Origin of the sequence: Streptomyces sp. NPDC005784, from assembly GCF_042871525.1 — a bacterium.
Lineage (GTDB): Bacteria > Actinomycetota > Actinomycetes > Streptomycetales > Streptomycetaceae > Streptomyces.
On record NZ_JBIAIQ010000008.1, the window covers coordinates 255,587 to 277,237 of the forward strand.

Consider the following 21,651-nt stretch of genomic DNA (forward strand, 5'->3'; position numbering starts at 1 on the left):
CACCTCCCTTGCGTGCTTCCCGCCCGAACGCCGCGCAGCGGCGCCACTCCGTGTCGGTCCGGCGTGTCGGGCAGGCTGTTCCCCTTCTTCCCGTACCGCCGGAGCCCATGTCACGGGTTCCCCCACCTTCACACCGTGGTCACAGGTGCCCTCGCCGAGCGGCTGCGGACCGTTCTCCCGGCCCCGCCGAAGCGGCGAAGGCCGCCTCGGCACGGGTCGAGGCTGCCCCGGGGTCGAAGTCGCGGGGGCCGCAGTGGACTGTCGCGGCGGATCGGGGGCACCAGAGCACACGTCGCGAGCGCTCAGGGGCGCTTCGGCGACGTCGCTCCCATGGCGGTCGAAGGGGCCGGGCGACCCCGGGCCGTCACGGTCGAGCGGGAGGGTGGTGGCCCCGTCGGGCAGGTCCCGGCAGGGGCCACCACCCCATCACCGCTCCTCACAGGCCCGGAGCGACGAGGCGGAACGCGGCACGGACAACAGGAGACGGCGGATGTCCCAGACCATCACGGCACGAGTCGAGACGAACGGAGCGGTCGACCCGGCAGAGGCGCGACGGCGCAAGCAGCGGCTCCGCAGACGCCTGGAGCGCCTCCTCGGCATCGCCGCGACCGAGGGGAACGAGCTCGTTCCGCTGCGCAACGGCGACCGGATCTTCGCCGCGATGCTCGGCGCCGTGCGGTCCGCCGAGCACACCATCGACATGATGACCTTCGTGTACTGGCGCGGCCAGATAGCCCGCGACTTCGCCGCCGCCCTGGCCGACCGGGCCCGGGCGGGTCTTCGGGTACGGCTGCTGCTGGACGGCTTCGGCGCGAAGCGGATCGAGCAGGACCTGCTGGAGTCCATGACCTCCGCCGGCGTACAGGTCGCGTGGTTCCGCAAACCGCTGTGGCTCTCGCCCCTGAAGCAGAACCACCGCTGCCACCGCAAGGCACTCGTCGTGGACGAGCACACCGCGTTCACCGGGGGCGTGGGCATCGCCGAGGAGTGGTGCGGGGACGCCCGCGGTCCCTCCGAGTGGCGGGACACCCACGTCAAGGTGCGGGGGCCCGCCGTGGACGGCATCGCCGCCGCGTTCGCGCAGAACTGGGCGGAGTGCCACGACGAGCTCTTCGACGACCGGGACCGCTTCACCGGTCACGACCAGCCGGGCACGGCGACCGTCCAGGTGGTGCGGGGCTCCGCGAGTTTCGGCTGGCAGGACATGCAGACCCTCATCCGCGTGATGCTCGGCTCCGCCGAGGAGCGGTTCCGTCTGGCCACCGCCTACTTCGCCCCCGACGCCTTCTTCGTGGACCTGCTGTGCGCGACCGCGCGCCGCGGTGTCCGGGTGGAGATCCTGCTGCCGGGTCCGCACACCGACCAGCGGGCCTGCCAACTCGCCGGTCAGCACCACTACGGCGCGCTCCTGGACGCCGGTGTCGAGATCCGCCAGTACCAGCCGACCATGCTCCACACCAAGATCATGACGGTGGACGGTGTGGCCTCCCTCATCGGCTCCACGAACTTCAACCGCCGGTCCATGGAACACGACGAGGAGGTCATGCTCGCCGTGCTCGACGAGGCGTTCACCGCGGCTCTCGACCGGGACTTCGACGTGGACCGGGAGCATGCCGTGGCCATCGAACCGGCCCGCTGGCGGCACAGGTCCCCGCTCCAGCGCGCCAAGGAACTGGCCGTCACCCCGCTGCGCCGCTTCCTCTAGGGCGTGCCGTCACTCGTGGGCGTGGCGGATCAGGTGGGGCGCTCGCCCGTCTCGCAGACCTTGCGGGCGATCTCCCGCAGTTTGATGTTGTGGTCCTGGGAGGCCTTCTTCAGCACGCCGAAGGCGTCCTCCTCGCTGAGACCGTGGCGCTCCATGAGAATGCCCATCGCCTCACCGATCTCGTGACGGGTCTCCAGCGCCTGGCCGAGTTGCTGGTGCGTACGGGCCGCGGAGAGCGCGACGGCGGCGTGCGAGGCCAGGATCCAGCCGGCTCGCTGAGCCGTCTCGTCGAACATGTTCGGACGGTGCGAGTACACGTTGAGGGCGCCGAGTTCGTCCTCGTCGGTGAACAGCAGGAAGCCCATCATGCTGCCCATCCCCAGTTTCCTCAGTTCGGGGGCGAGGCGGGACCACTTCTCGTTCGGCCGGCGCAGGTCCTCGATGGCGTAGAGCTGCTGCCGTTCGGTCACGGCGTCGAAACACGGGCCCTCCTGCAGGTCCTGCTGGATACGGTCCGCCATGCGCACGACGTCGCTGGTCGCGGCCAGCGCACTGACCTCGCCGCGGCGAACCGTGAGAATGCCGCTCTCGTCGCACCCGTTGATCAGTACCGTCGCGTGATCCACGATCCGGTCCAAGGTGGCCTGCACCGAGTCCTGGGCCAGCAGGTCCCGTGCCATGTCCGCCAAGGCGACGGCAAACTTCTCCCAGACTTCGCCGGACTCGTGCGCCATGGGCCACCCGCTCATTCGTCGAAACCCAACCAGCCTTCACCTGGGATTCCATCTTGCCACCCCGGTGCGTCCACCGAGCCGACCGGGGGACGGCGGTCCGCCGACCGGAGCCGTTTCCCGCCACCCGGCGTGCTCGCCCCGTGCGGCCGATCCGGAATCCACGGGATCTTTGCCGCCTCGCCCGTTTCAGCCGGGCGATCAAGGGTGACCCGAGGGGGAACCGAAACCCGACGAACGCGTCCACTTCGATCACAGGAGGCTCGTATGGACAACTGGCGTGATTCCGCGGCGTGCCGCACCGTCGACCCCGACCTGTTCTTCCCCATCGGCAGCACAGGCCCCGCCATGCTGCAGATCCAGGAGGCGAAGGCAGTCTGCGCCGGCTGCCCGGTCCGCGACGAGTGCCTGCGCTGGGCCCTGGACACGGGCCAGAGCGTCGGTGTCTGGGGCGGTACCAGCGAATCCGAACGCCGCGCGCTGGCGCGCCGCCGCTCCCGCAGGCGTTCCCGCTCCCAGGACACCCCGGCGTAGCGGAACGGCGGGCAGAACCGGACCCTCGCCATGGGGCCGGGAGCTGATCCAGGTGACCGGGTCGCGACGCGGCGAGTGCCACTCCGCCGACGAGATCCGAACGAAGGGCGCGATGAAAATCGATCAGAGCCGGAAAAAGAAGCCGTCGTACGAGGAGATCGGGGCCCTCACCAGCGCGTTCGGCGGGCACCTGCGCAACGTGACCGACGCGCGGCTGGCCGCCGACGGCTATCTGCGCGCCCTCGCGCGAACGTCACCGCCCTCGGCTGCCGAGCACTGGGACGACATCCTGCTCGTGGTCACCGAGCTGGCCGCGAACACCGTCCAGTACGCGCCCGGTCCCTTCGAGCTGCGCATGCGTCCCACCTTCGACGGTGTGCACGTGACGCTTCGCGACAGCAGCACTACCCGGCCCGCGCCACGCCGCTTCCGCCCCTCCCAGGGCGGGGGCGGCATCGGCTGGCATCTCATCCAGGCGCTCTGCGACCAGGTGAGCGTGATCGTGCGGCCCGACGGCAAGGACATCCACGCGTTCCTGCCCTGGTGACGAAACGTTCGGCCGCGCCCGCCCGCCGACGCCTTGGTGACGCGGGCACGGGTGATGCGCGCGGAGGTGTCGTCGCGCCCGCCGGGGGCACCCGGGTCCGACGAGGCAAGCGGTCCCGTCGCACGAGCGAGGTGGAGCATTGAGTCCCGAACCCGAACCGTCCGCGCTGGAGCACGCCGTGTGGGAGCGGGTGTGCCGCGCCGCCACCGGAATGAATCATCACCGGGCGAAGGCGGCCCTCGACGACGCCCGGAACGCGGCCGCGGACGTTTCCCCCACCGGCCGGCAGGCGCTCGACGCGCGGGCGGAGGTGGAGGAGTGGGAACGGATCACCGACGCCCTGGCCGACCACGCCGGGGCGTACGACCCCGCGACGGATCCCTTCGTCCAGGGCCGGCTCGCGGCCCGGACCCACCGCGTTCAGGCACCGACGCAACGCCGCTGAACACAAACCCGCCCCGAATGTCAGTGCCCTGCGCAACAATGATCATCAGCCCGAACGTCACCGCCCCCGCGATGCGTGATCCGATCCGTCCGTCGAAAGGCCGCATGCACATGACGCCGACCTCGCACCGCCGTGCCGCGAGCCCCGCCGGCAGGCCGGTGACCATGCTGCGGCCGTTTCCCCGCACCCACACCCCGCTCAGTGCCGAAGGTGCCGAGGTCCTGCGTCTGATCACCCAGCGACGGTTCCCCGTCCGCCTCACCGTGCACGCGAACGGCCGCCGCCGGTACGGCTATTGGCTTCCCCTGGACACCGCCACCGGGCGCGGCGGTTGCTATGTGGCCCTGCCCACCGGCGAGTGCGACGCGCTGCACGCGGCGGGCCGGATCGTTCTCGGAGACCCTCTCGTCGACCCCGCGAAGACCACGTATTCGGTCCAGGCCGCGGTTCGGCCCGCCGCCACGACGGCCCCGGGCGCGTCCCGGGACGCCCTGACGGCGTGAGTCCCGGCTGACGAACGGGTGCTCGCGGGGGCGGGCCGCTCACAGGAACGGGACGGGGAACGGGACGGGAAACGCGATCGCGGCAGCGGAGAGGCGCCGTGATCGCGTCGCGCTCTCGGACGTCCCTGGACGGCCAACCTCCCGGCGCCCTCCTGGACGTCGGAGAAGGCCGGTCCCGGACGTTCGCGCATTCCCCGGACTTCGCCCGACGGGCCGAAATCCCACCTCTTGCCCGGGCCGGCCCCGCGGGGGGTTCGGAGGCCTTCCCGTTCGCCGCCGCGGACCCGGACCTCGTCCGATGCCCGAGCCGCGCGTCCGGATCTCGTCCGATGACCGACCCGACCGCGCGTCTCGGGCCACTCCGACGGCGAAAGGACGCCGGTCTTCTCCCGGTACGGGCGTTCGGTCCGCCGGCAGCCACCGCCCACGCCCCCGGACGGCACGCGATCGACCCGTCCCACCCGTATCACGGACACTTACCCTCCAGTAATATCCGCGGCAGGCCCCCGGAGGAGGAACCGTGCCACGGTCGGAACGATCGCCCTTGTTGCTCGCAGGCCTTCTGGCCACCGCGGGCGTCGCCCACTTCGCCGTACCACGGCAGTTCGACGCCACCATCCCGCGCGCTCTCCCGGGAGCGCCGCGGACCTGGACGTACGCGAGCGGGGTCGCCGAACTCGCCCTGGCGGCCGGAGTGGCGCTCCCCCGGACGCGCCGGGCGGCCGCGCTGGCCACCGCCGCATTCTTCGTCGGTGTCTTCCCCGCCAATGTCCAGATGGCCGTGGACTGGCGTCATCGTCCCGCGCCCCTCAAGGCGGCGGCTCTGGCGCGGCTCCCGCTCCAGGTGCCGCTCGTCCTGTGGGCCCGCGGAGTCGCTCGGTCCGGAAAGGGACAGTCATGACATCTCAGGTGAACGTGGGCGACCAGGTCGAGGACTTCACGCTGCCGGACGAGACCGGGACGAACCGGAGCCTGTCCGAGCTGCTGGCCGACGGGCCGGTGGTGCTGTTCTTCTATCCCGCCGCCCTCACCAGCGGCTGCACCGCCGAGGCCTGCCACTTCCGCGATCTGGCCACCGAATTCACGGGCGCCGGCGCACGTCCGGTCGGGATCAGCGGTGACGCGGTCGACCGGCAGCAGGAGTTCGCCGACCGCCACACGCTCGGCTTCCCGCTGCTGTCCGATGTCGACGGCACCGTACGGGAGCGGTTCGGGGTGAAGCGCGGCTTCACGCTGGCCCCCACGAAGCGGGTCACCTTCGTCATCGCGCAGGACCGCACCGTCCTGGAGGTGGTCCGCAGCGAACTGCGCATGAGCGTCCACGCCGACCGCGCCCTCGCCGCCCTGCGCGAGCACCGGGACTGACGCCGTCCCGCACCGGGACCGCACCGGGACCGAGACATCCGGGGCGCGGTCACACGCGGTCGCGTTGAAGTGGTCGAAGTAAACGGGCCCCGCCCCTATGCGGATGGAGGGCGGGCCCCGTTCACTTCGCCTCATTCTCGACACCGGCCGGTCCCGCCAAAAGGGAGTGCGGCACAGCAAGTGCACGAAACGGGACACACCCCGTGCGAACCGCGCACCTCCCGTGCGCGGCGCCCGCCCTTCCGCGCGGCGCCCGCCCTTCCGCGCGATGCCCGCCCCGGCCGTGCGGCGGCCTGTCGGGGGTGCGGGCCGGCGGTCATGCTGAACACCGACGAGCCGACAGCACGATCCACGGAGGCCCCATGACGGACCAGGTCACACCTCTCGAAGTGAAGCCGGCGGCCGGACACATCGGCGCCGAGATCACGGGAGTCGACCTGGCGGAGCCGCTGACGGACGAGACCGTCGCCGCGATCCGGGCGGCGGTGCTGCGCTGGAAGGTGGTGTTCTTCCGCGGCCAACGGCTCGACCACGCCTCTCATGTCGCCTTCGCGCGCCGGTTCGGGACACCGGTCCGCCTCCCGTCCCGGGGCAGCGCGTCGCCCAGGGACTTCCCCGAGGTCGAGACGACGGCCGACCGGCTCGAGCTGGGCGGGCGGTACGGCATGGACCACGAGGAGTGGCTGCGCAGGCGCCGCCATTCGCTGTCGCGCGGGTGGCACTGCGACCACGGCGCGCGGGTCGATCCCCCGGCCGCGACGATCCTGCGCGCCGAGACCGTGCCGCCGTACGGAGGCGACACGACCTGGTCGAACCTGGCCGTCGCCTACGCCGGCCTGTCGGCTCCCGTGCGCGCCTTCGCCGACGGTCTGCGGGCCGAGCACCGGCTGGGGGTCGGGTACCAGACCCGGCCGGGCGACGACGCGTACGTACGTCATCTGCTGGACCGTCAGATCGCCACCGACCACCCGCTGGTGCGGGTGCACCCGGAGACGGGCGAGCGGGTGCTGTTCGTCAACGGCTACTACGTCGAGCAGATTCTCCAGGTGTCACGGCCGGAGAGCCGGGCCCTCCTGGACATGCTGCTGGAGCAGGCGACCCGGCCCGAGTACACGGTCCGCTTCCGGTGGGAGCCGGGCAGCGTGGCGTTCTGGGACAACCGGGCCACCATCCATCTGGCGCCGAGCGACATCGCCCATGTCGACCACCCCCGGGTCATGCACCGGGTGATGCTGGCCGGTGATGTCCCGGAGGGGGTGGACGGGAAGCCGTCGGCGGCGATCGTGGGCAGCGAGCCCGGCCGCTGGTGAGCACGGGCGGGCCCTACGGCGGGAGCGGCGGGCGTCAGAAGATGCCCTGCCCCGGGACCAGGATTCCGCGCGGGTCGTAGGTGTGCCGGGCGGTGGCCAGCCGTCGGTAGGCGGGGCCGAAGTGCTCGCGCCAGTCCGCCGCGTCGAACGGGACCGAGCCGACCGGGTAGTGGGTGCCGCCCGCCGCATGGACGGTGTCGTAGGCGGCGCGGTTGGCGGCGAGGAGACGGTCCACGGTCGCGGTGTCGTCGGGCGGGGTCGTGCGCAGGACGGCCAGCAGATAGGACACCGGGTCGTCGGGAGTGCGGAGCAGCGGGGTGTGCAGGCTCTCGCGCAGCACCGGGTACAGAAGGACGACGCCGGGGCCGAGGTCGGCCGGGGTGAGGTCCTCCAGCAGGGACGCGGCCAGCGTCGCCGCCGAACGGCCCGGCAGCAACAGGTTCAGCCAGGGGTGGGCGAAGGCCCACAGACCCGCTGCCTTGAGCGCGGCGACTCCGGCGGCGAGCCGGTCGAGGAAGTCGTAGTAGCCGAGGTCGCTCGTCTGCACCCCCGCGGGGTCGTGCCGCAGTCCGCGCAGCAGCGTGGTGTCGTCGGGGGCCGGAAAGGCGGGCGGCCCGTAGGCGACGGCTTCGAGGACATAGGCGTTGAACGCCCCGTCGGCGTCGGCGGTCACCTGGCCCTCGACGTAGTCGAAGCGACCCTCCTCGACGAGCAGCCGCTGGTCGTCGAGGAAGCTGCGCAGGTCGTCGTACGGAAGGAGGTAGTGGCGTACGGTCTCGGGCGCTGGGACCAGGCGCAGGGTGGCGCCGACGACGATGGCGCACTGGCCGAGCCCGGCGAGCACGGCGAGGAACAGGTCGCGGTGGTGGGTCGGGGAGCAGCGGACGAGATGGCCCGCGCCGGTGACGACCTGGAGTTCCGTCACGTTGTCGACCTGGGCGCCCCGTTGGTGGGTCTGGCCGCCGATGCCGCCGACCGACAGGGTGCCGCCGACGGAGAGTTCGAGATAGTCGGTGAAGGTGGGCGGGGTGAGTCCGTGCGCCAGGGTGGCCCGGGCGACCTCGCTCCACTTGGCGCCCGCGCCGACGGTGACCGTCGTGCTCCCCGGCCCGACCGGGCCGATGGACGCGAGCGGCGTGGTCTCGATGACCAGGCCGCCGTCGACCTGCGCCTGCCCCTGCGTGGCGTGGCCCTGACCGCGCGGTGCGACGGACACCCCGTGCTCGTTGCAGAAGCGGACCATCGCGACGATGTCGTGGACCGAGCCCGGCCGCAGCACGGCGACGGGACGCCGGTGGACGATGTGGCCGAAGTCGTCGGCGTCCGCCGTGAGCGAGGCGTCGTCGGTATGGACGCTCCCGTCCAGCCGCGGGAGGCCGGCGAGCGGCCGGTCGGTGGTGGTGGCCGCCCAGCTGCGGGTGAAGGGATCGAACCCGACGACCGCGGCGCCGGCGGCGGCGAGGCCCTGCAGTGCGGTACGTCGCGAGGGTGTCCGGGGCATGCGCTCCTCCTGGGGCGGCCGCGTCAAACGATCAACTGGGGCAGAGTGTAAGGGACTTGAGGGACATCCGGGCCCATTGATCCGAACGCGGGTGTTGGTGCGCCAGTGCCGTCGGAAACGGCCGCGTCCGCCGCCCCGGGAGGGACGGCGGACGCGGAGGGAACCAGGAACTCGGGTCAGTTCGCCTTCGAGGAGCCCTCCGGCTCGTCCCCGTCGACGGGCGTACGGCTGTACCCCTGGAGTTCGAGCGGGCTGTTCGCCTTCGCGGGACGGTTCTCGGAGTTCTGTCCGCCCAGGTTCTGGCGGACCGAGTCGAGGATGGTCAGGCCCTGGGCGACCAGGCCGGCCGCTATCTCACCGAGGCCGTCGGCGCCGTTGAGGACGTTGACGTTCGCACCGGCGAGACCGCCCGCCGCCTCCTTGACGATGAGCGGGAGCTGGTCGATCAGCATCCGGTCGAGCGCGACCCGGTCGTGCGACGCAGCCGCCTCGGCCTGGATCTTCATGCGCTCGGCGTCGGCGATGGCGAGCACCTTGATCCGCTCGGCCTCGGCCTCGGCCGGCCTGACGATCTCGGCGACCAGCTGCTGCTGGCGCAACTGGGCCGCGCGCTGGGCGAGTTCGGTCTGCGCGGCGAGAACCTCCTGCTGGGCGTGGGCCTGGGCGAGCGGGCCGGCCTGGGCGGCCTGCGCCTGCGCCCGGTCCACCTCCGCCGAGTACTCCGCCCTCACGATCGCGGTCTGCCGGGCGTACTCGGCCTGGTTGCGTGCCGCGACCTGCTCCGCCTCGACGGAGGCCTGCGTGGCCTGCGCCTGGGCGATCTGGGCCTGGCGCTGGATGGCCGCCTTGTGCGGCGCGGACATCGCGTCGATGTAACCGGTCTCGCCGTCGTCGATCGACTGGATCTGGAGCGAGTCGACGATCAGGCCGATCTTCGCCATCTCCAGCTTCGAGGTGTCGAGCACCTCGGCGGCGAGCTTCTGCCGCTCGGTGACGATCTCCTCGACCGTCATCGAACCGATGATGGAACGCAGATGGCCCGCGAAGATCCGGCCCGTCAGGATCGACATCTGACCCTGGTCGGACAGGAACCGCTGCCCCGCGTTGATGATGCTCTCGGTGTCGTTGCCGACCTTGAACGCGATCACGGCGCGGACGTGCAGCGAGATGCCCTGCTTGGTGACACAGGTCTCGGTGACCTCCGCCTCGCACATCGACAGGGTCAGAAAGCGGGTCTTACGGAAGACGGGCAGCACGAACTTGCCGTGCCCCGTCACCACTCGGAACGGCGCGCCCCCCAGTCCCCGCCTGCCACCCGAGATCAACATCGCCTCATCGGGAGCGGGTACGCGATAACCGAACATGCTTCTCCTTCTCAATCGGCGCCGACGGCGTCGCCGTCCAGCGCGTCCAGCGGATCGACCCATTCGATGACGTCGACCTCACGGCATCCCCTGGACTCGATGACCAGCACGGTCGCCCCCTTCGGCAGGGGCTCCCGAGACCAGGCATGGAAGGTCTCGGATCCGCCTCTCACTCGCACCAGGATCTCGCCGGGACCGGCGGATCCCCGGGTGCCGATGAGCAGTTCCCCCGTGCAGCCGATCACGGCTTCGTCCTGTACCACAGCCGGCCACCCCCCATCACTCTGAATCTGTATCCGACCTTAGACCCAGCCCTTTTCCGGGCGCGCACGCCCCCCGTCCGTCAACAGCCCCTCGGTGGGGTACGCGCCCGGGCCTTACAAGGAGTGTGGGCTCAACTCTTGGTGAAGCGATAGGTCTTGCTGTCGGTCAGTACGCAGAAGCCCGGTGACACCACGATCACGCGCAGGGTGGCGGAGCGGCGGTCGTAGTCGATGCCCTCCACCTCGAAGGTGCCCGAGCAGGAGCTGCGCAGCGGGAGCTGGCGCAGCGCGGTGACGTGTCCGGAGACGTCGGCCGTGCCGTTCGGCTCGCCGGACAGGTCGATCTGCAGCAGCGGCTTGGTCATGCCGAAGAGCGTTCCGGCGGGGTCGTCGGACGAGCACAGCAGCTGGGTCGCGGTGACGAAGTCGCAGCCCTGTACGTCCCGTACGGCGTGGTCGAGGTTGATGGTGGACGCCTGCGGAAGGTTGACGGAGGGCGAGGTCGCCGGGTTGACGCCGGGGGTCGGGAACACCAGGAGCCGGTTCATCGTGCCGTACTCGCCGGACACCATCCACGAACCGCTCGGCGTGATGGTGTCGAAGGAGTTGTTCAGCGCCTCTCCGGCGCTCAGCGTGTGGACGTACTCCGACCAGGCGCCGCCCGGCGCCTGCACGCGGAACATCTTCGCGTTGCCGGAGTCGCTCTGGTACGGCTCGACGTAGTAGCCGTTGTAGGAGGCGTCCGGGTCGCCGATGTGGTTCCAGCCTCGGCTGCTCACACCGGTGGGGATCGTGCCGATGCCCGTGTAGTGGTTGGGGCTGCCTGCCGGGACCTCGACGGAGGTCAGGCCCTGGCTCTCGGTCAGCGGGTCGGCGCGGTCGGAGCCCACCTCGTTCCAGGTGTCGGCGGCCGACGCGGGCGCTCCGGTGGCCACGGACAGGACCGCGGCGGTGGTGAGGGTGACGAGACCGGCCAGGACCGCGTGACAACGTTGCGGTGCGGGCTTGCGCATGAAAGGTGCTCCTCGATGGGGGGTGACTGGTCGGCGCACAGTCCGGCCCGCCCTGATGGTCATGTACAGACCAATGAATGGACGCCAGGCGTCGGCTCCCCGTCAAGGAATCGTCAACTGACCCCGAACGCACTCGAGCCCGGCGGCTCACTCGGGAGGGTGAGTGAGCCGCCGGGCTCGGGCCGGTCCCGCCGGCCGGGCAGCGCCTGCCCGGCCGGCGAACCTGATCGTCAGTTGTTCTTGCAGACGTTTCCGATCGCCGGGTTCAGCAGACCCACCACGTGGACCGTGTTGCCGCAGACGTTCGCGTCGACGTCGATGGGGATCTGGACGACATTGCCGGACAGGAGTCCGGGACTGTTCGCCGCGACGCCCACCGGGCCGGGGCCATCGGCGGCGGCGGTCCCGGCAGTGGCCAGCAGGGCCACACTGGCGAGTCCGGCAGCGGCCATCAGACGAATGCGCATTCCAAAGCTCCGTTCATTCACAGGGGTGCGAGCTCCTCCACCATCACCTCCGCGAATGGTTGTCGACATTCCAGCGCAGCCGAACGGGGGTTCGCCTGCCGCGACCACCGGGGGCCGGGCCCGACACCGGGTGCGTCGCGCGGGGTGTACGGAATGCCCGTAGCGTGAGAACAGATCCGGTGGAACAGGGAGAAACCATGCCAACCAGTCAGCCCGACGCGTCCACGCCCTCCGACGACAGGGCGACCCCCGACTCGCTGCTGCACACCGGCACCGAGGGTCCGGTGACGGCCGAGGACCTGGTGCTCGCCGCGGGTCGCGACGTCACTCCGCAGAACCTCGCCTGGGCCGAGCGCAAGCTCCAGGAGGAAGGCTCCGCGGCGGTCGACAAGCTGCTGCCCTAGGGCCTGTCGTTCGTCCGAACGACAGCCCCCAGCCCTGCCCGCAGGACGATGCCCGGGCCGACTCGGCCGGCTCCGATGCGGTGGAGCCGACCGAGGACCTGCGCGTGGGCGACGGGTCAGGAAGCGGGGCACTCCTTCCAGGCCAGGTGGTAGACGGTGCTGATGTCACCGTCCGTCGAGTCCATGGTCATGAAGCTGGAACTGCCGGGCGTCGAGGTGCCCGCGTTGACGCGGAGCTCGGTGTTGATGTTGAAGTTGCGCTGAACACCGCAGGGGGCCCAGACCAGTTGGGCCCAGTCCGTGGTGTCCGTGGACTGCCAGTCGTCGCCGTACGGGCCACGGAAGGGGTGGGTGATGGAGGCCGTGTTCGAGGACCCCTGGAAGTAGTACGAGGCCTTCTCCGTGCTGCTGGCACCCGCCTGGAGCGAGGCGAAGCCGCGGTAGTCCGCGCTGGCGATGGCGTAGGTGAAGCCCTGCGGGACATGCACGATCAGGTTGAGCTGGCAGTTCTTGCGGAACGCGGTGGGGTCGGCGTTGCCCCCGACCTGTGCCAGGTAGTCGCTGTAGGTCACCGTGAAGGCGGTGTTGTCCGGGGAGACGGCGACGGCCGCGGTTCCCTGGGGGCAACCGGAACCGTTGACCGTGGCGACACTGATGACGATCTTGTCCGGGGGCGGGTCTTCGATCCCGGAGGACGGGCTCGACAGGGGAAGTGCTGTGGCGAACAGGGCGGCGATCGCGCCACCCAGAAGCAGGCCACCAGCCATGGTGCTCCAATCCGTTGCGTCGGTGTTCCGGCGGCAGCACGCGGCTGCACGCCGTGAAATGGGGGGTGCGGCCCCCGAAGGAACGGGGAACCGTCGCAGACCAGTGCGTTGGATCAAGCGCGCATATTTGAACATGCGCATGACAAATACACATGCGCAGTCCATTCCCGGCTGTGAAGGAGCTGTGAAGACCGGGAGTGACGAAATCGTACGTACGGGGGGTCGGGGTGGACAGGGCCATCTCCGGCCATTCGATACGCGCCGTTCACACCTGCCGCCACGGCCACGAGGCCCGTTCACCGCGGTTCTCGCCACCCACGGCCGCGGACGCGGACGCTCCGCCCCGCGGCGGCCGTCACCCTGCGTGCCCGCCACCACGGCGCGGGGCGGATGCCTGGGCGCTCCCGACCCCTCGCCGGGTGACGGACCGTGCGGCGCGCGCCCGCCGGCCGTCCCATGGCACGCGCACGCATCTCCCCTCACACGGCGCCCGGGGTGTGGCCAAAAGACGCACGGTGGGGCCGGGTTGGGCCAGTGGCGCCCGGTTTCGCGGGCGGTGCCACTTCTCCGTACGTCCTGAGGCGGGCATTCCGGTGTCCTGACCCGGGCATTCCGGTGTCCCCGGAAGGACCGAAAGGCGACGGGGCCGCGCGAATCGCCCGCCCCCTCAGCGCGCCCCGGACGCCCCTGCGACACTGAGGCACATGGATCCACGACACCTGAGACTCGGCCGCCGTCGGATATGGATGAGCAGTGCCGTCTGCTTCCTGGTACTCGGGCCGATCGGCTGGTTCTTCGGTGGCTGGATTCCCTTCGCGCTGCTGACCGTTGCCCTCACGCTCGCCACGGCGGTCTCGCACTGGCGGGCCCCCACCTGGCTCGCGCCCGCCATCGCCAAGGGCCAGTCGGAGAGCCGCAGGGACGTCGCCACCTTCTGCGTGGTCATAGCGGTGAGCGGCTACGCCCAGCCATCCGCGCAGCCCGCCCCCTCACCGGCCGACCTCGCGGCCCTGCGCCTGGAGGCGTACCGGGCCGCCGCGGACGACGATCTCTCCGAGGAACTGCGCCTCCTCGCGGCCGACGCGCTGGCCGCCGCGGACCACGCCAACGCCGAGGACACCCCGGCCGGCTGGCGGGCGGCACGGGCGAGCGCGGAGCGGCTGGCGCACGCCGCCCAGGAGGGAAATCCGTACGTACGGCAGCTGCTCATCCAGTGGGTGGAGGGCAACCCGGCGGGCTAGCGCTGGACGAGCGCCGACGCAGGATCCGCGCGTCCCGCGGTACCCCTCAGGGCCGCTCGAAGAACTGGATCACACCTCCGGCCGAGAAGCACAGCGCTCCCACGATGGTGCCCCAGTTGGCGATGTCGACGTTCACGAGACTTCCGGTCTCGGGGCGCGTGAAGGCAGCCAGCGCCGAGACGAAGAAGAGCACGGATCCGAACTGGTTGACCGCGACGATCCACCAGCCGAGGTCGCCGGCGAGAACGCGCGGACGCCCGTGGCAGACCTCGACCAGCGCGAGGTGGCCGGAGACCAGGAACAGGACGCACCCGACCATGTCGGGGGCCCAGATCAGCCGGTCCGTCTGCTGGACCGAGAGTCCCCGCAGGAGCGAGTCCAGCAGGTTGACGCCGAACACGAGCGTTCCCACGAACAGCACGAAGGTACTGAGCCAGTCGATCCGGCCGGGCTCGTAGCTCCACCACCTCCAGCGCCGCCCCGCCAGCGAACCGGATTCGCTGTCCCGGCGAGGAGCGTTCACCGCCTGGAGCAGTGAGGCATAGCCCCCGGTGTTGAAGAACAGGCCGCCGGCGAAGTAGATCCAGGCGCCCGTCGCGCCGCCCGAACCGAACTGGGCGACCCCGGCCCCGAGGGCGAAGAGAAGCCCGCCGAGTGTGAACGCGGACGCGGCGATGGCGTTCAGCCGGCGCAGCCGGCCGATCGACACGGTGTCCGCCCGTTTGGCACGGGCCGCGCGCTCACCCGGGGCGCGCACGATGAGCAGGCCGCGTTTGCGGGCCAGGCGCGATTCCCAGACCGCGGTGCGCCCGTCCATGAGACGCCAGGTCAGCCGGGTCGTGAACGGACCCGCCCCCTCGGAGCGCGCTTCGGTTCGACTCACCTGGCGACCTTAGCCCGCCGCGGCGAAAACCGGCGTTCGCCCGCCCCGTCACACTTTGGACGGTCTCCACGGACGGGAGGACCCCTGTGCTCGGCGTTGCTCAGGCCGGTGGGCTCAGGAGTCCGCCTCGCGCCTCAGGAAGTTGCTGACCTGACAGGCGAGGCTGTCCCGGGCCGGGTCGGGACGCGCGCCCGCCTCGACGGCCGCGTCGTTCTCGATCCCACCGGCCCAGAGGTAGCGCTCGGTCCACTCGTCGTCGACCTTCAGCTGGACCTGGATGTCCATCCGGTGCAGGACGGCGTCGGGGCCCGCGGCGAAGAGGACCGCGGTGGCCCGGCGCAGGGGATAGATGTCGAAACCCTCGATGAACTGCGAGTTCCGCCAGTCGAGGAAGGCGCTCTCGCCGTCGGCGCCGACGCGGATATCGATCTGGCCGTCTTCGAGATGGATGCCGAAATGCTCGGTGGCCCGGTTCTCGACGGTCACCCGAAATCTGAAGTAGGTGAGTTCGTCGGCGGCGTCGTCGCGCCCCTTCGGGGGCTCCGCCTTTTCGACCGCATGGACGCGAACACGCAGGCCGGCCTGCTCGTCGTACTCCTGCCAGTCCCCGACCACGTTCGGCTCGCGCACAGTTCACCTCTCCACTTCAGAGAGTTGTTCCTATCTGTGCCCTCAACGAAGTGTCAAATGCGCCGAACATCCCGTGGCCGGTGATTTCCCCTTTCTTGATCGGCGATCAAGCCGTGCCCAGCCAGAACGTTTCCAGGAGGCCGGTGAGGGGCATTTACGTGCGTGCTACACATCACGTTTCCCGGGCGCCTCACGCGCGCTCGCGCAGGCGCCTCAGCTGTTCGTCGAGCGGACCCAGGCCGACATCACGGCGCCGTTCGTCGACGGTCCCCGGCCGGCGTACGGGATACGGGCGCAGCGTGACGGGATCGACACGGGTGCCGTAGAACTGCGGCAGGCCCAGTTCGACGGCGCAGTGGTCGGCAATATAGGCGTGGTGCAGGGCGGGGCAACGTCCGTCGGCCGCGGCCTGGGCGATCAGGTCCCGGCAGCCGAGCTGCAGGCCGAGGTCCGGGGCGTGCAGCAGGATCATCAGGGCCGCTGTCGAGGCGGGTGCGCCGACCTGGTCGGTGGTCGGCCAGCCGTGTCGCCGGACGATCGTCGCGAGTGCTTCGGCATTGCCCGCGCGGCATGCGCCGAGGGCCTCCCGCCACGGCCCGGCGGGACGGTCGCGTGCCTGGCGCATCAGGCTCCGCTCCTCGTCGGCCCGGCGTACGAGCTCCGCCGCGAGGGCCCTGGCGAGCCCGGGGACCATCGGCGCGGCCCCCGGGCCCTCGGGGCGCGCCTCGGCGTCCGTGGCCGGATGCAGCGGGAACGCCTTCACGGCTCCCCCTGAAACACCATCGAGAACCACACCTTCTTTCCCGTGGTGCCCGGGTCGGCCGGCGCGATGCCCCAGTCGTCGGTCAGCGCGGCGATGATCGCCAGTCCGCGTCCCGACTCCTCGGCTCCGCCCGCCGTACGCGCCGCGGGCAGGGCGGACGAGCGGTCGGCGACGGACAGGCGGAGCTCGCACGGGTCGCACTCGACGATGACGGTGATGGTGTCGCCGCGGTCCGGGCTGCCGTGTCTGAGGGCGTTGGTGAAGAGTTCGCCGGCCGCGAGCACCGCGTCGTCGGCGCGCTCGGGCGGCAGCCGCAGGCGGGTGAGGTACTCGGCGACCATGGCCCGCACACCGGGCACCCGCGACGGGTGCGCCGGGACGGTGGTCCGCAGAAGGTGCGCCCCTCGTACCGGGCTCGAAGGGATGACCTTCGGCGCGGCAGCCCCGGAGGGCACGGGAACCACGGGGAGGCCGGAGGCCGCGGACGAGGCGGAGCCCGCGGGAGAGGCCGGGGCCCCCGACGGCCCGGAACCGACGGACGCCGCGCAGGGCGTGGAACCCGCGGGAGAGGCCGGGGCCCCGGACGGCGCCTGCACCGCCGGTGCGGGGGGCTCCGCCTGTTCCGTGGGGCGGGCGCGGAGCGCGTGCTCGTCCGTCTCGCACATCCCCTGCTCCGAAGCCCGCGTCTCGTGCTCCAGAGCCCGGATTTCGGGGGCCGGTGAGGCCGACGGCCCGCGGCGCGGTGCCCTGGATGCCGTCATCGGTCCTCCTTCGGGTGCAGCGCGGGGGGAGGCTGTCTCGGCGGCTGCCCGTGCAGCCAACACGTCGGACTGCCTCGGCGACCAGGGGGTATTCGGGTTGTCCGGTTGCAAGCGCGTAGTGGCGTGGGATGTATGTTCGATCTTGTGAGGAACGGGAGCGGGGACCGGGCGACGGTGTCCCTTGACGGTGACACCGGCCGAGCCGGACTGCGTGACAAACGGGTGCTGGTCACCGGCGGTACGCGAGGACTCGGCGAGCAGATCGTGCGGCTGCTGTCCGATGAGGGCGTGCGGGTGGCCACCTGTGCGCGCACCGCGCGGGGTCTGGAGGCACTGGCCGCTTCGATGGGCCCCGGCCTGTTCACCCGGCCGCTCGACGTCACGGCGCCCCAGGAACTGGAACGGTTCGTCGAGGACACGGCGGAACGCTTCGGCGGCCTGGACGGTGTGGTGGCCTGCACGGGCGGATCCCGCGGGGGCGGCTTCGAGCAGGCGGACGCTGAGGACTGGGCGGCGACCTGGGCGGTGAACGTCGGTCACGCGACCCGGCTGGTGCGGGCCGCGGTCCCGCATCTGCGGGCCGCCGGCGGCGGCTCCGTCGTGGTGATCTCCTCGATCTCCGGCTGGAAGCCGGGACCGCCCGCGCAGTACTCGGTAGCGAAGTCCGCGCAGATACAGCTGGCCTCCTCGCTGGCCCGCGAGCTCGGTCCGGACGGGATCCGGGTGAACGCGGTCTCCCCCGGTTCGATGCTGATCCCCGGCCGGCGCTGGGACCGGATGCGCCGGGAGGATCCCGAGGCGTTCGCCCGCTTCGTGGCGGCGGAGCTGCCGGGCGGTGCGCCGGTGGCGCCGCAGGAGGTCGCCCGGGTCGTGGCGTTCCTGCTCTCGGACTGGTCGAGCGGGATCTCCGGCGCGCACGTCCCGGTCGACCGCGCCCAGAACGCCCCCTCCCCCGAGGGGTACTGAGCCGCGCCGCGGACCGGCGGCGCCGCTCGGGGTCATGACACCGTGCCCGGCCCGTCGGTGACCTGCCCGGCGCTCATGCCGCCGCCCCGAGGACACCGCGGGAGCGGCGCTCGAACTCCTGCACGACGGGCTCGCCGCGACGGGGGTCGAGGCGCCTGCGGAAGTCGCGCAGGGCCTGGACCGAGCGTTCGCTGTGGACGGCGCTGAGGGTTTCGAGGGCCAGTGTCGCGGTGCCGACCGCCTCGTCCAGGCGGTCCTGCTGGAGGTGCGCGGTCGCCAGGACGGAGCGGCTGATGGCCTGGCGCCTGCGCCGGTCGGTGCCCGAGCCGAGCGACTCGCTCGCCGTGCGCTCGGCCTGGCGGGCCAGCCCCAGGTCGCGGAAGCACAGGGCGGACTCGGCCTGGAGGTAGTGGTGGTCCAGATAGCGGACCCACAGCGACTCCTGCTCGGCCCCCTTGCTCGCCGCCAGTTGCCGCTCCGCCAGCCGCAGCGCCTCGGAGGCGTCGTCGGGGCGGCCCTGCGCGGCGTGTCCACGCGCCGACATGGCGTACAGCCGCATCAGGCCGAGGGGGCTGCCCGCCCCCTGCGCCGTGACGATTCCGGCGCGGGCCAGTGCCACCCCCTCGTCGGGGCGGCCCAGGTTGGTGGCGAGGTGGGAGAGCCCCGCGAGGATCTGGCCGCCCAGCACCCGGTCACGGCCCTCGGCGCACAGGCGCAGACCCTGGGTCATGTAGCGCTGGGCGAGGCCGTACTCCCCCGCGTCGTACGAGCTCCAGCCGGCCATCGCGGCCAGGCGCGCGGCGGCCGCGTACAACTGGCGGCGCTGCCGGGGCGGGGTGCCGCGCTGCTGCAGCATGGGGACGACCTCGGTGGACAGATAGTGCACGATGCTGGTGCGGACCCCGCCGCCGCCGTAGTGGTTGTCCATCTGGTCGAACACGGCGATCATCGCGTGCACCTGCTCGACCGGCCCGCCGCTCACGGGCAGGGTCGAGGTCACCGTGTCCTGGTGCTCCAACAGCCAGAGCAGCCACTCGCGCTGAGGGGTCGTCAGGGCCGCCGCGACGAAGGGGACCGCGCCCAGAAGGCTGCGGCGGGAGATGTCGGTGGAGCCCAGTTCCGCCAGCGTGTGCAGGGTCTCCGCCACGTCCTCGCCGTAGACGAGCGCTCTGCTCGCGACCGGGCGCTGGGGATCGGAATGGAATCCGAGGTCCGCGGGAGACAGCGCGCGGCCTATCCGCTCGGACAGTACGGTGGCGATCAACTCCGGTGTGCCGCCGCGCGGTTGCTGCCCCTGGAGCCATCGGGTGACCGATGCCTTGTCGTAGTGGGAGTCCACGCCCTGGCGGCGCCCCAGTTCATTGACCCGCAGGGCGAGAGAGGCGTAGGAGCAGCCGGCCTCCTTGAGCGCGGCCCCCAGCACCCGATTGCCCCCGGCGGTCCCGCCGGCGTTCCTCGCCTGTCCCTCGGTCACGGTGGCCATCCCGTATCGCCTCACATCCGCGTGCGGCTGCGCTCCGACCCATACCTGCCGAGACTTCAATTCCGGTACGAACGAGCACAGTTGAGCGTGATCGTCGCCGAATGTGCGACAGGTCACTCGATCACTATGGTGGCCCGCCGAGCACCTGTGCAACCGGCGCCCTGATAATTTCAGAACGATCCGCATCGCTCTGTCACTGTCATCGACCGCGTGGCACACTGCACGCTGAGACGGCCGTTCCCGGGAGGTAGGACGTGAGCGAGAACCGCTCCGGCGGCAGCGCGCCGACCGTCCTGCGGATGGTTCTCGGGAAACGGCTGCGGCAGCTGCGGGAACAGGCGGGCGTCTCCTTCGAGGAGGCGGCACGTGCCCTCGAGGTCACGGCTCTGACGGTCCGCAGGATCGAGAAGGCCGAGGTCGGACTCCGCATCCCGTACGTAAGGGAGTTGCTCCGCCTCTACGGGGTCCCGGCGGCGGAGGTCGACGACTTCCTCGCGCTGGCCAGGGAGGCCAACCAGCCGGGCTGGTGGTACAAGTACCGCGACGTCCTGCCGGACTGGTTCAGCGCCTACGTGAGCCTCGAGAGCGAAGCCAGCGTCATCCGCCTCTACGAACCTCACTACGTTCCGGGCCTGTTGCAGACCCACGACTACGCCACCACGCTGATGCGCGTCGGTTTCCCCAACGAGCCGGAGGGGGACATCGCGCGCCGCGTCGCCCTGCGGATGAAGCGTCAGGACCTGCTCGCCAAGCCGGAGGCCCCGGCGGTCTGGGCGATCCTGGACGAGACGGTGCTGCGCCGCCCGGTCGGCGGACCCGGCGTGATGCGGGCGCAGTTCGACCGGTTGACCGAGGTCCTGGACATGCCGAAGGTCCGGATCCAGATCATGCGCTTCGGCGTGGGCGCCCATCCGGGCGCGTTCGGCCCCTTCCACCACTTCCGCTTCGGCTTCTCCGAACTCCCCGACATCGTCTACACGGAGAGCCTGGTCGGCGCGGTCTACGTCGACCGGCCCGACGATGTCGTCAGCTATCTCGAAGTACTGGACCGGATGTCCGTACAGGCGGAGCCGGTCGCTCGGACCAGGGCCATCCTGGGCGAACTGCGTAAGGAGTTGTGATCCATGGGATCCGTGCACAACGGCATGTCCGCGGTCGAGCTGGGAGCCGAGGGCTGGCACAAGCCCTGGAGCGGCACCAACGGCGGAAGTTGCGTCGAGGCCAAGCGACTTCCCGACGGGAGCGTCGCCCTGCGCCAGTCGCGGGACCCCGAGGGGCCCGCGCTGATCTGCTCCCGCGACGAGATCGCCGCGTTCATCGAGGGCGCCAAGTCCGGACAGGCCGACTTCCTGATCGCCTGAGCGGAACCGGCGCCGCGCCTCCGGCGAAGCCGCAACTACGCCCCCGCAACCGGACAACCCGCACGCACACTCCCGCCGTGCGGGTTGTCCCCCCACACTGGGTGAGCCGGTCGTCCCGGAGGGAGTGGGTACAGGCATGATCCTCCACCAGGCCCTCACGCGGTGCCGGACCCTTGTCGTCGAGGGTCCCGACGGTCTCGACAGGCGCGCCCTGCTCGCCGAGCTGGCCCGCCATCACTTCATGATCCGCCCCTTGCACGGGCACCTTCATCATGTGGACCCCACCCAGCCGTACCGCGAACTCCTGTCCGCGCCGGGCCGGTTGGCCGTCGACGGCGGTCTCGTCCACGAGCTGGTCTACGGACCGCTGCGCCGCGGGCGATCCCGGGTGACCTGGATCCAGGCGCTCGACTTCGCGGAGACGGTGGCCGAACGCGACGGCGCGCTGGTCCACATGACGGGTGAGACGGACGACGCCGAGGCGGCCGGCGCCTACGAGCGGGTGCTGCGCACCCTGGCCCAGCATGTCCCCGTGATCACCCTCGACACCGGGGAACCGGCCAAACCCGTCCGGGTCTCCGCTCACACGATCCATCAACTCGGGCTTGGTGTACGTATGTTGACGATAGGTTAGAGAACCGACC

Annotated in this window: 26 protein-coding genes; 14 read left to right on the forward strand and 12 right to left on the reverse strand. The window is 71.2% G+C overall.

Going from position 1 to position 21,651, the window contains the following annotated elements; translation table 11 throughout:
- The first annotated feature begins 490 nt into the window (after positions 1 to 490).
- Positions 491 to 1,705, forward strand: coding sequence for a phospholipase D-like domain-containing protein (locus ACFYR3_RS16780; RefSeq protein WP_355850617.1), 1,215 nt, complete (start codon positions 491 to 493; stop codon positions 1,703 to 1,705).
- 29 nt (positions 1,706 to 1,734) lie between these two features.
- Here ACFYR3_RS16780 and ACFYR3_RS16785 read toward each other — a convergent pair whose 3' ends face one another.
- Entirely contained in the window at positions 1,735 to 2,439 is a 705-nt protein-coding gene (locus tag ACFYR3_RS16785; protein WP_355850614.1) for a GAF and ANTAR domain-containing protein, read from the reverse strand.
- A gap of 264 nt (positions 2,440 to 2,703) precedes the next feature.
- Between ACFYR3_RS16785 and ACFYR3_RS16790 the strand changes: the two genes are divergently transcribed.
- The 7 genes from ACFYR3_RS16790 (at position 2,704) to ACFYR3_RS16820 (ending at position 7,140) form a co-directional block, all read left to right on the forward strand.
- A complete protein-coding gene (locus ACFYR3_RS16790; protein WP_355850611.1) occupies positions 2,704 to 2,970 on the forward strand; it encodes a WhiB family transcriptional regulator in 267 nt (88 codons plus the stop codon).
- Between the two features lie 112 nt (positions 2,971 to 3,082).
- Positions 3,083 to 3,517: an ATP-binding protein gene (locus ACFYR3_RS16795; RefSeq protein ID WP_355850608.1), complete on the forward strand. Its 435-nt coding sequence runs from the start codon at positions 3,083 to 3,085 to the stop codon at positions 3,515 to 3,517.
- 139 nt (positions 3,518 to 3,656) lie between these two features.
- The gene (locus ACFYR3_RS16800) at positions 3,657 to 3,962 is read left to right on the forward strand and encodes a hypothetical protein (protein WP_356785830.1); all 306 of its coding nucleotides are present in this window, start codon (positions 3,657 to 3,659) and stop codon (positions 3,960 to 3,962) included.
- 104 nt (positions 3,963 to 4,066) lie between these two features.
- On the forward strand, positions 4,067 to 4,465 hold the full coding sequence (locus tag ACFYR3_RS16805; RefSeq protein WP_389283561.1) for a hypothetical protein: 399 nt from the start codon (positions 4,067 to 4,069) through the stop codon (positions 4,463 to 4,465).
- Positions 4,466 to 4,985: 520 nt separating this feature from the next.
- Complete coding sequence (locus tag ACFYR3_RS16810) at positions 4,986 to 5,366, forward strand: DoxX family protein (RefSeq protein ID WP_261705500.1); 381 nt, start codon at positions 4,986 to 4,988, stop codon at positions 5,364 to 5,366.
- Positions 5,363 to 5,830, forward strand: a complete 468-nt coding sequence (locus tag ACFYR3_RS16815; protein ID WP_355850602.1) for a peroxiredoxin — start codon at positions 5,363 to 5,365, stop codon at positions 5,828 to 5,830. The genes ACFYR3_RS16810 and ACFYR3_RS16815 overlap by 4 nt, the downstream gene beginning before the upstream one ends.
- A 362-nt stretch (positions 5,831 to 6,192) precedes the next feature.
- Positions 6,193 to 7,140 (forward strand): TauD/TfdA dioxygenase family protein, encoded by a 948-nt coding sequence (locus tag ACFYR3_RS16820; protein ID WP_389283564.1) that lies wholly within the window; start codon positions 6,193 to 6,195, stop codon positions 7,138 to 7,140.
- A 34-nt stretch (positions 7,141 to 7,174) separates the two neighbouring features.
- Here the strand turns inward: ACFYR3_RS16820 and ACFYR3_RS16825 are convergent, their stop codons facing one another.
- From ACFYR3_RS16825 to ACFYR3_RS16845, 5 genes are all read right to left on the reverse strand, one after another.
- Positions 7,175 to 8,641, reverse strand: coding sequence for an FAD-binding protein (locus ACFYR3_RS16825; protein ID WP_389283566.1), 1,467 nt, complete (start codon positions 8,639 to 8,641; stop codon positions 7,175 to 7,177).
- A 176-nt stretch (positions 8,642 to 8,817) separates the two neighbouring features.
- Positions 8,818 to 10,005, reverse strand: a complete 1,188-nt coding sequence (locus ACFYR3_RS16830) for an SPFH domain-containing protein (RefSeq protein WP_355850593.1) — start codon at positions 10,003 to 10,005, stop codon at positions 8,818 to 8,820.
- Positions 10,006 to 10,016: 11 nt separating this feature from the next.
- Positions 10,017 to 10,268, reverse strand: coding sequence for a hypothetical protein (locus ACFYR3_RS16835; RefSeq protein ID WP_355850590.1), 252 nt, complete (start codon positions 10,266 to 10,268; stop codon positions 10,017 to 10,019).
- Between the two features lie 131 nt (positions 10,269 to 10,399).
- The gene (locus ACFYR3_RS16840) at positions 10,400 to 11,281 is read right to left on the reverse strand and encodes a hypothetical protein (RefSeq protein ID WP_389283569.1); all 882 of its coding nucleotides are present in this window, start codon (positions 11,279 to 11,281) and stop codon (positions 10,400 to 10,402) included.
- A 230-nt stretch (positions 11,282 to 11,511) separates the two neighbouring features.
- Positions 11,512 to 11,748 carry a chaplin gene (locus tag ACFYR3_RS16845; protein ID WP_355850584.1) on the reverse strand — a complete coding sequence of 79 codons (237 nt, stop codon included), beginning with the start codon at positions 11,746 to 11,748 and terminating at the stop codon, positions 11,512 to 11,514.
- 197 nt (positions 11,749 to 11,945) lie between these two features.
- Between ACFYR3_RS16845 and ACFYR3_RS16850 the strand changes: the two genes are divergently transcribed.
- Positions 11,946 to 12,152 carry a hypothetical protein gene (locus tag ACFYR3_RS16850; protein WP_261705507.1) on the forward strand — a complete coding sequence of 69 codons (207 nt, stop codon included), beginning with the start codon at positions 11,946 to 11,948 and terminating at the stop codon, positions 12,150 to 12,152.
- A gap of 116 nt (positions 12,153 to 12,268) precedes the next feature.
- Here the strand turns inward: ACFYR3_RS16850 and ACFYR3_RS16855 are convergent, their stop codons facing one another.
- Positions 12,269 to 12,919: a DUF4360 domain-containing protein gene (locus ACFYR3_RS16855; protein ID WP_355850581.1), complete on the reverse strand. Its 651-nt coding sequence runs from the start codon at positions 12,917 to 12,919 to the stop codon at positions 12,269 to 12,271.
- Positions 12,920 to 13,623: 704 nt separating this feature from the next.
- Between ACFYR3_RS16855 and ACFYR3_RS16860 the strand changes: the two genes are divergently transcribed.
- Complete coding sequence (locus tag ACFYR3_RS16860; RefSeq protein ID WP_355850578.1) at positions 13,624 to 14,160, forward strand: hypothetical protein; 537 nt, start codon at positions 13,624 to 13,626, stop codon at positions 14,158 to 14,160.
- A 46-nt stretch (positions 14,161 to 14,206) separates the two neighbouring features.
- Here the strand turns inward: ACFYR3_RS16860 and ACFYR3_RS16865 are convergent, their stop codons facing one another.
- From ACFYR3_RS16865 to ACFYR3_RS16880, 4 genes are all read right to left on the reverse strand, one after another.
- On the reverse strand, positions 14,207 to 15,043 hold the full coding sequence (locus ACFYR3_RS16865; protein ID WP_389283572.1) for a hypothetical protein: 837 nt from the start codon (positions 15,041 to 15,043) through the stop codon (positions 14,207 to 14,209).
- A gap of 114 nt (positions 15,044 to 15,157) precedes the next feature.
- Complete coding sequence (locus tag ACFYR3_RS16870) at positions 15,158 to 15,673, reverse strand: hypothetical protein (protein ID WP_355850572.1); 516 nt, start codon at positions 15,671 to 15,673, stop codon at positions 15,158 to 15,160.
- Between the two features lie 190 nt (positions 15,674 to 15,863).
- Entirely contained in the window at positions 15,864 to 16,436 is a 573-nt protein-coding gene (locus ACFYR3_RS16875) for a DUF6624 domain-containing protein (RefSeq protein ID WP_389283574.1), read from the reverse strand.
- A complete protein-coding gene (locus tag ACFYR3_RS16880; protein WP_355850569.1) occupies positions 16,433 to 17,197 on the reverse strand; it encodes an ATP-binding protein in 765 nt (254 codons plus the stop codon). Before ACFYR3_RS16880 ends, ACFYR3_RS16875 begins: the two co-directional genes overlap by 4 nt.
- A 174-nt stretch (positions 17,198 to 17,371) precedes the next feature.
- Between ACFYR3_RS16880 and ACFYR3_RS16885 the strand changes: the two genes are divergently transcribed.
- Complete coding sequence (locus ACFYR3_RS16885; protein WP_355850566.1) at positions 17,372 to 18,163, forward strand: SDR family oxidoreductase; 792 nt, start codon at positions 17,372 to 17,374, stop codon at positions 18,161 to 18,163.
- Positions 18,164 to 18,236: 73 nt separating this feature from the next.
- Here ACFYR3_RS16885 and ACFYR3_RS16890 read toward each other — a convergent pair whose 3' ends face one another.
- Positions 18,237 to 19,646: a hypothetical protein gene (locus ACFYR3_RS16890; RefSeq protein WP_355850563.1), complete on the reverse strand. Its 1,410-nt coding sequence runs from the start codon at positions 19,644 to 19,646 to the stop codon at positions 18,237 to 18,239.
- A gap of 254 nt (positions 19,647 to 19,900) precedes the next feature.
- Between ACFYR3_RS16890 and ACFYR3_RS16895 the strand changes: the two genes are divergently transcribed.
- From ACFYR3_RS16895 to ACFYR3_RS16905, 3 genes are all read left to right on the forward strand, one after another.
- Positions 19,901 to 20,767 carry a helix-turn-helix transcriptional regulator gene (locus ACFYR3_RS16895; RefSeq protein WP_355850560.1) on the forward strand — a complete coding sequence of 289 codons (867 nt, stop codon included), beginning with the start codon at positions 19,901 to 19,903 and terminating at the stop codon, positions 20,765 to 20,767.
- Between the two features lie 3 nt (positions 20,768 to 20,770).
- Complete coding sequence (locus ACFYR3_RS16900; RefSeq protein ID WP_355850557.1) at positions 20,771 to 21,007, forward strand: DUF397 domain-containing protein; 237 nt, start codon at positions 20,771 to 20,773, stop codon at positions 21,005 to 21,007.
- A 136-nt stretch (positions 21,008 to 21,143) separates the two neighbouring features.
- A complete protein-coding gene (locus tag ACFYR3_RS16905; protein WP_389283578.1) occupies positions 21,144 to 21,641 on the forward strand; it encodes a hypothetical protein in 498 nt (165 codons plus the stop codon).
- Positions 21,642 to 21,651 lie beyond the last annotated feature (10 nt).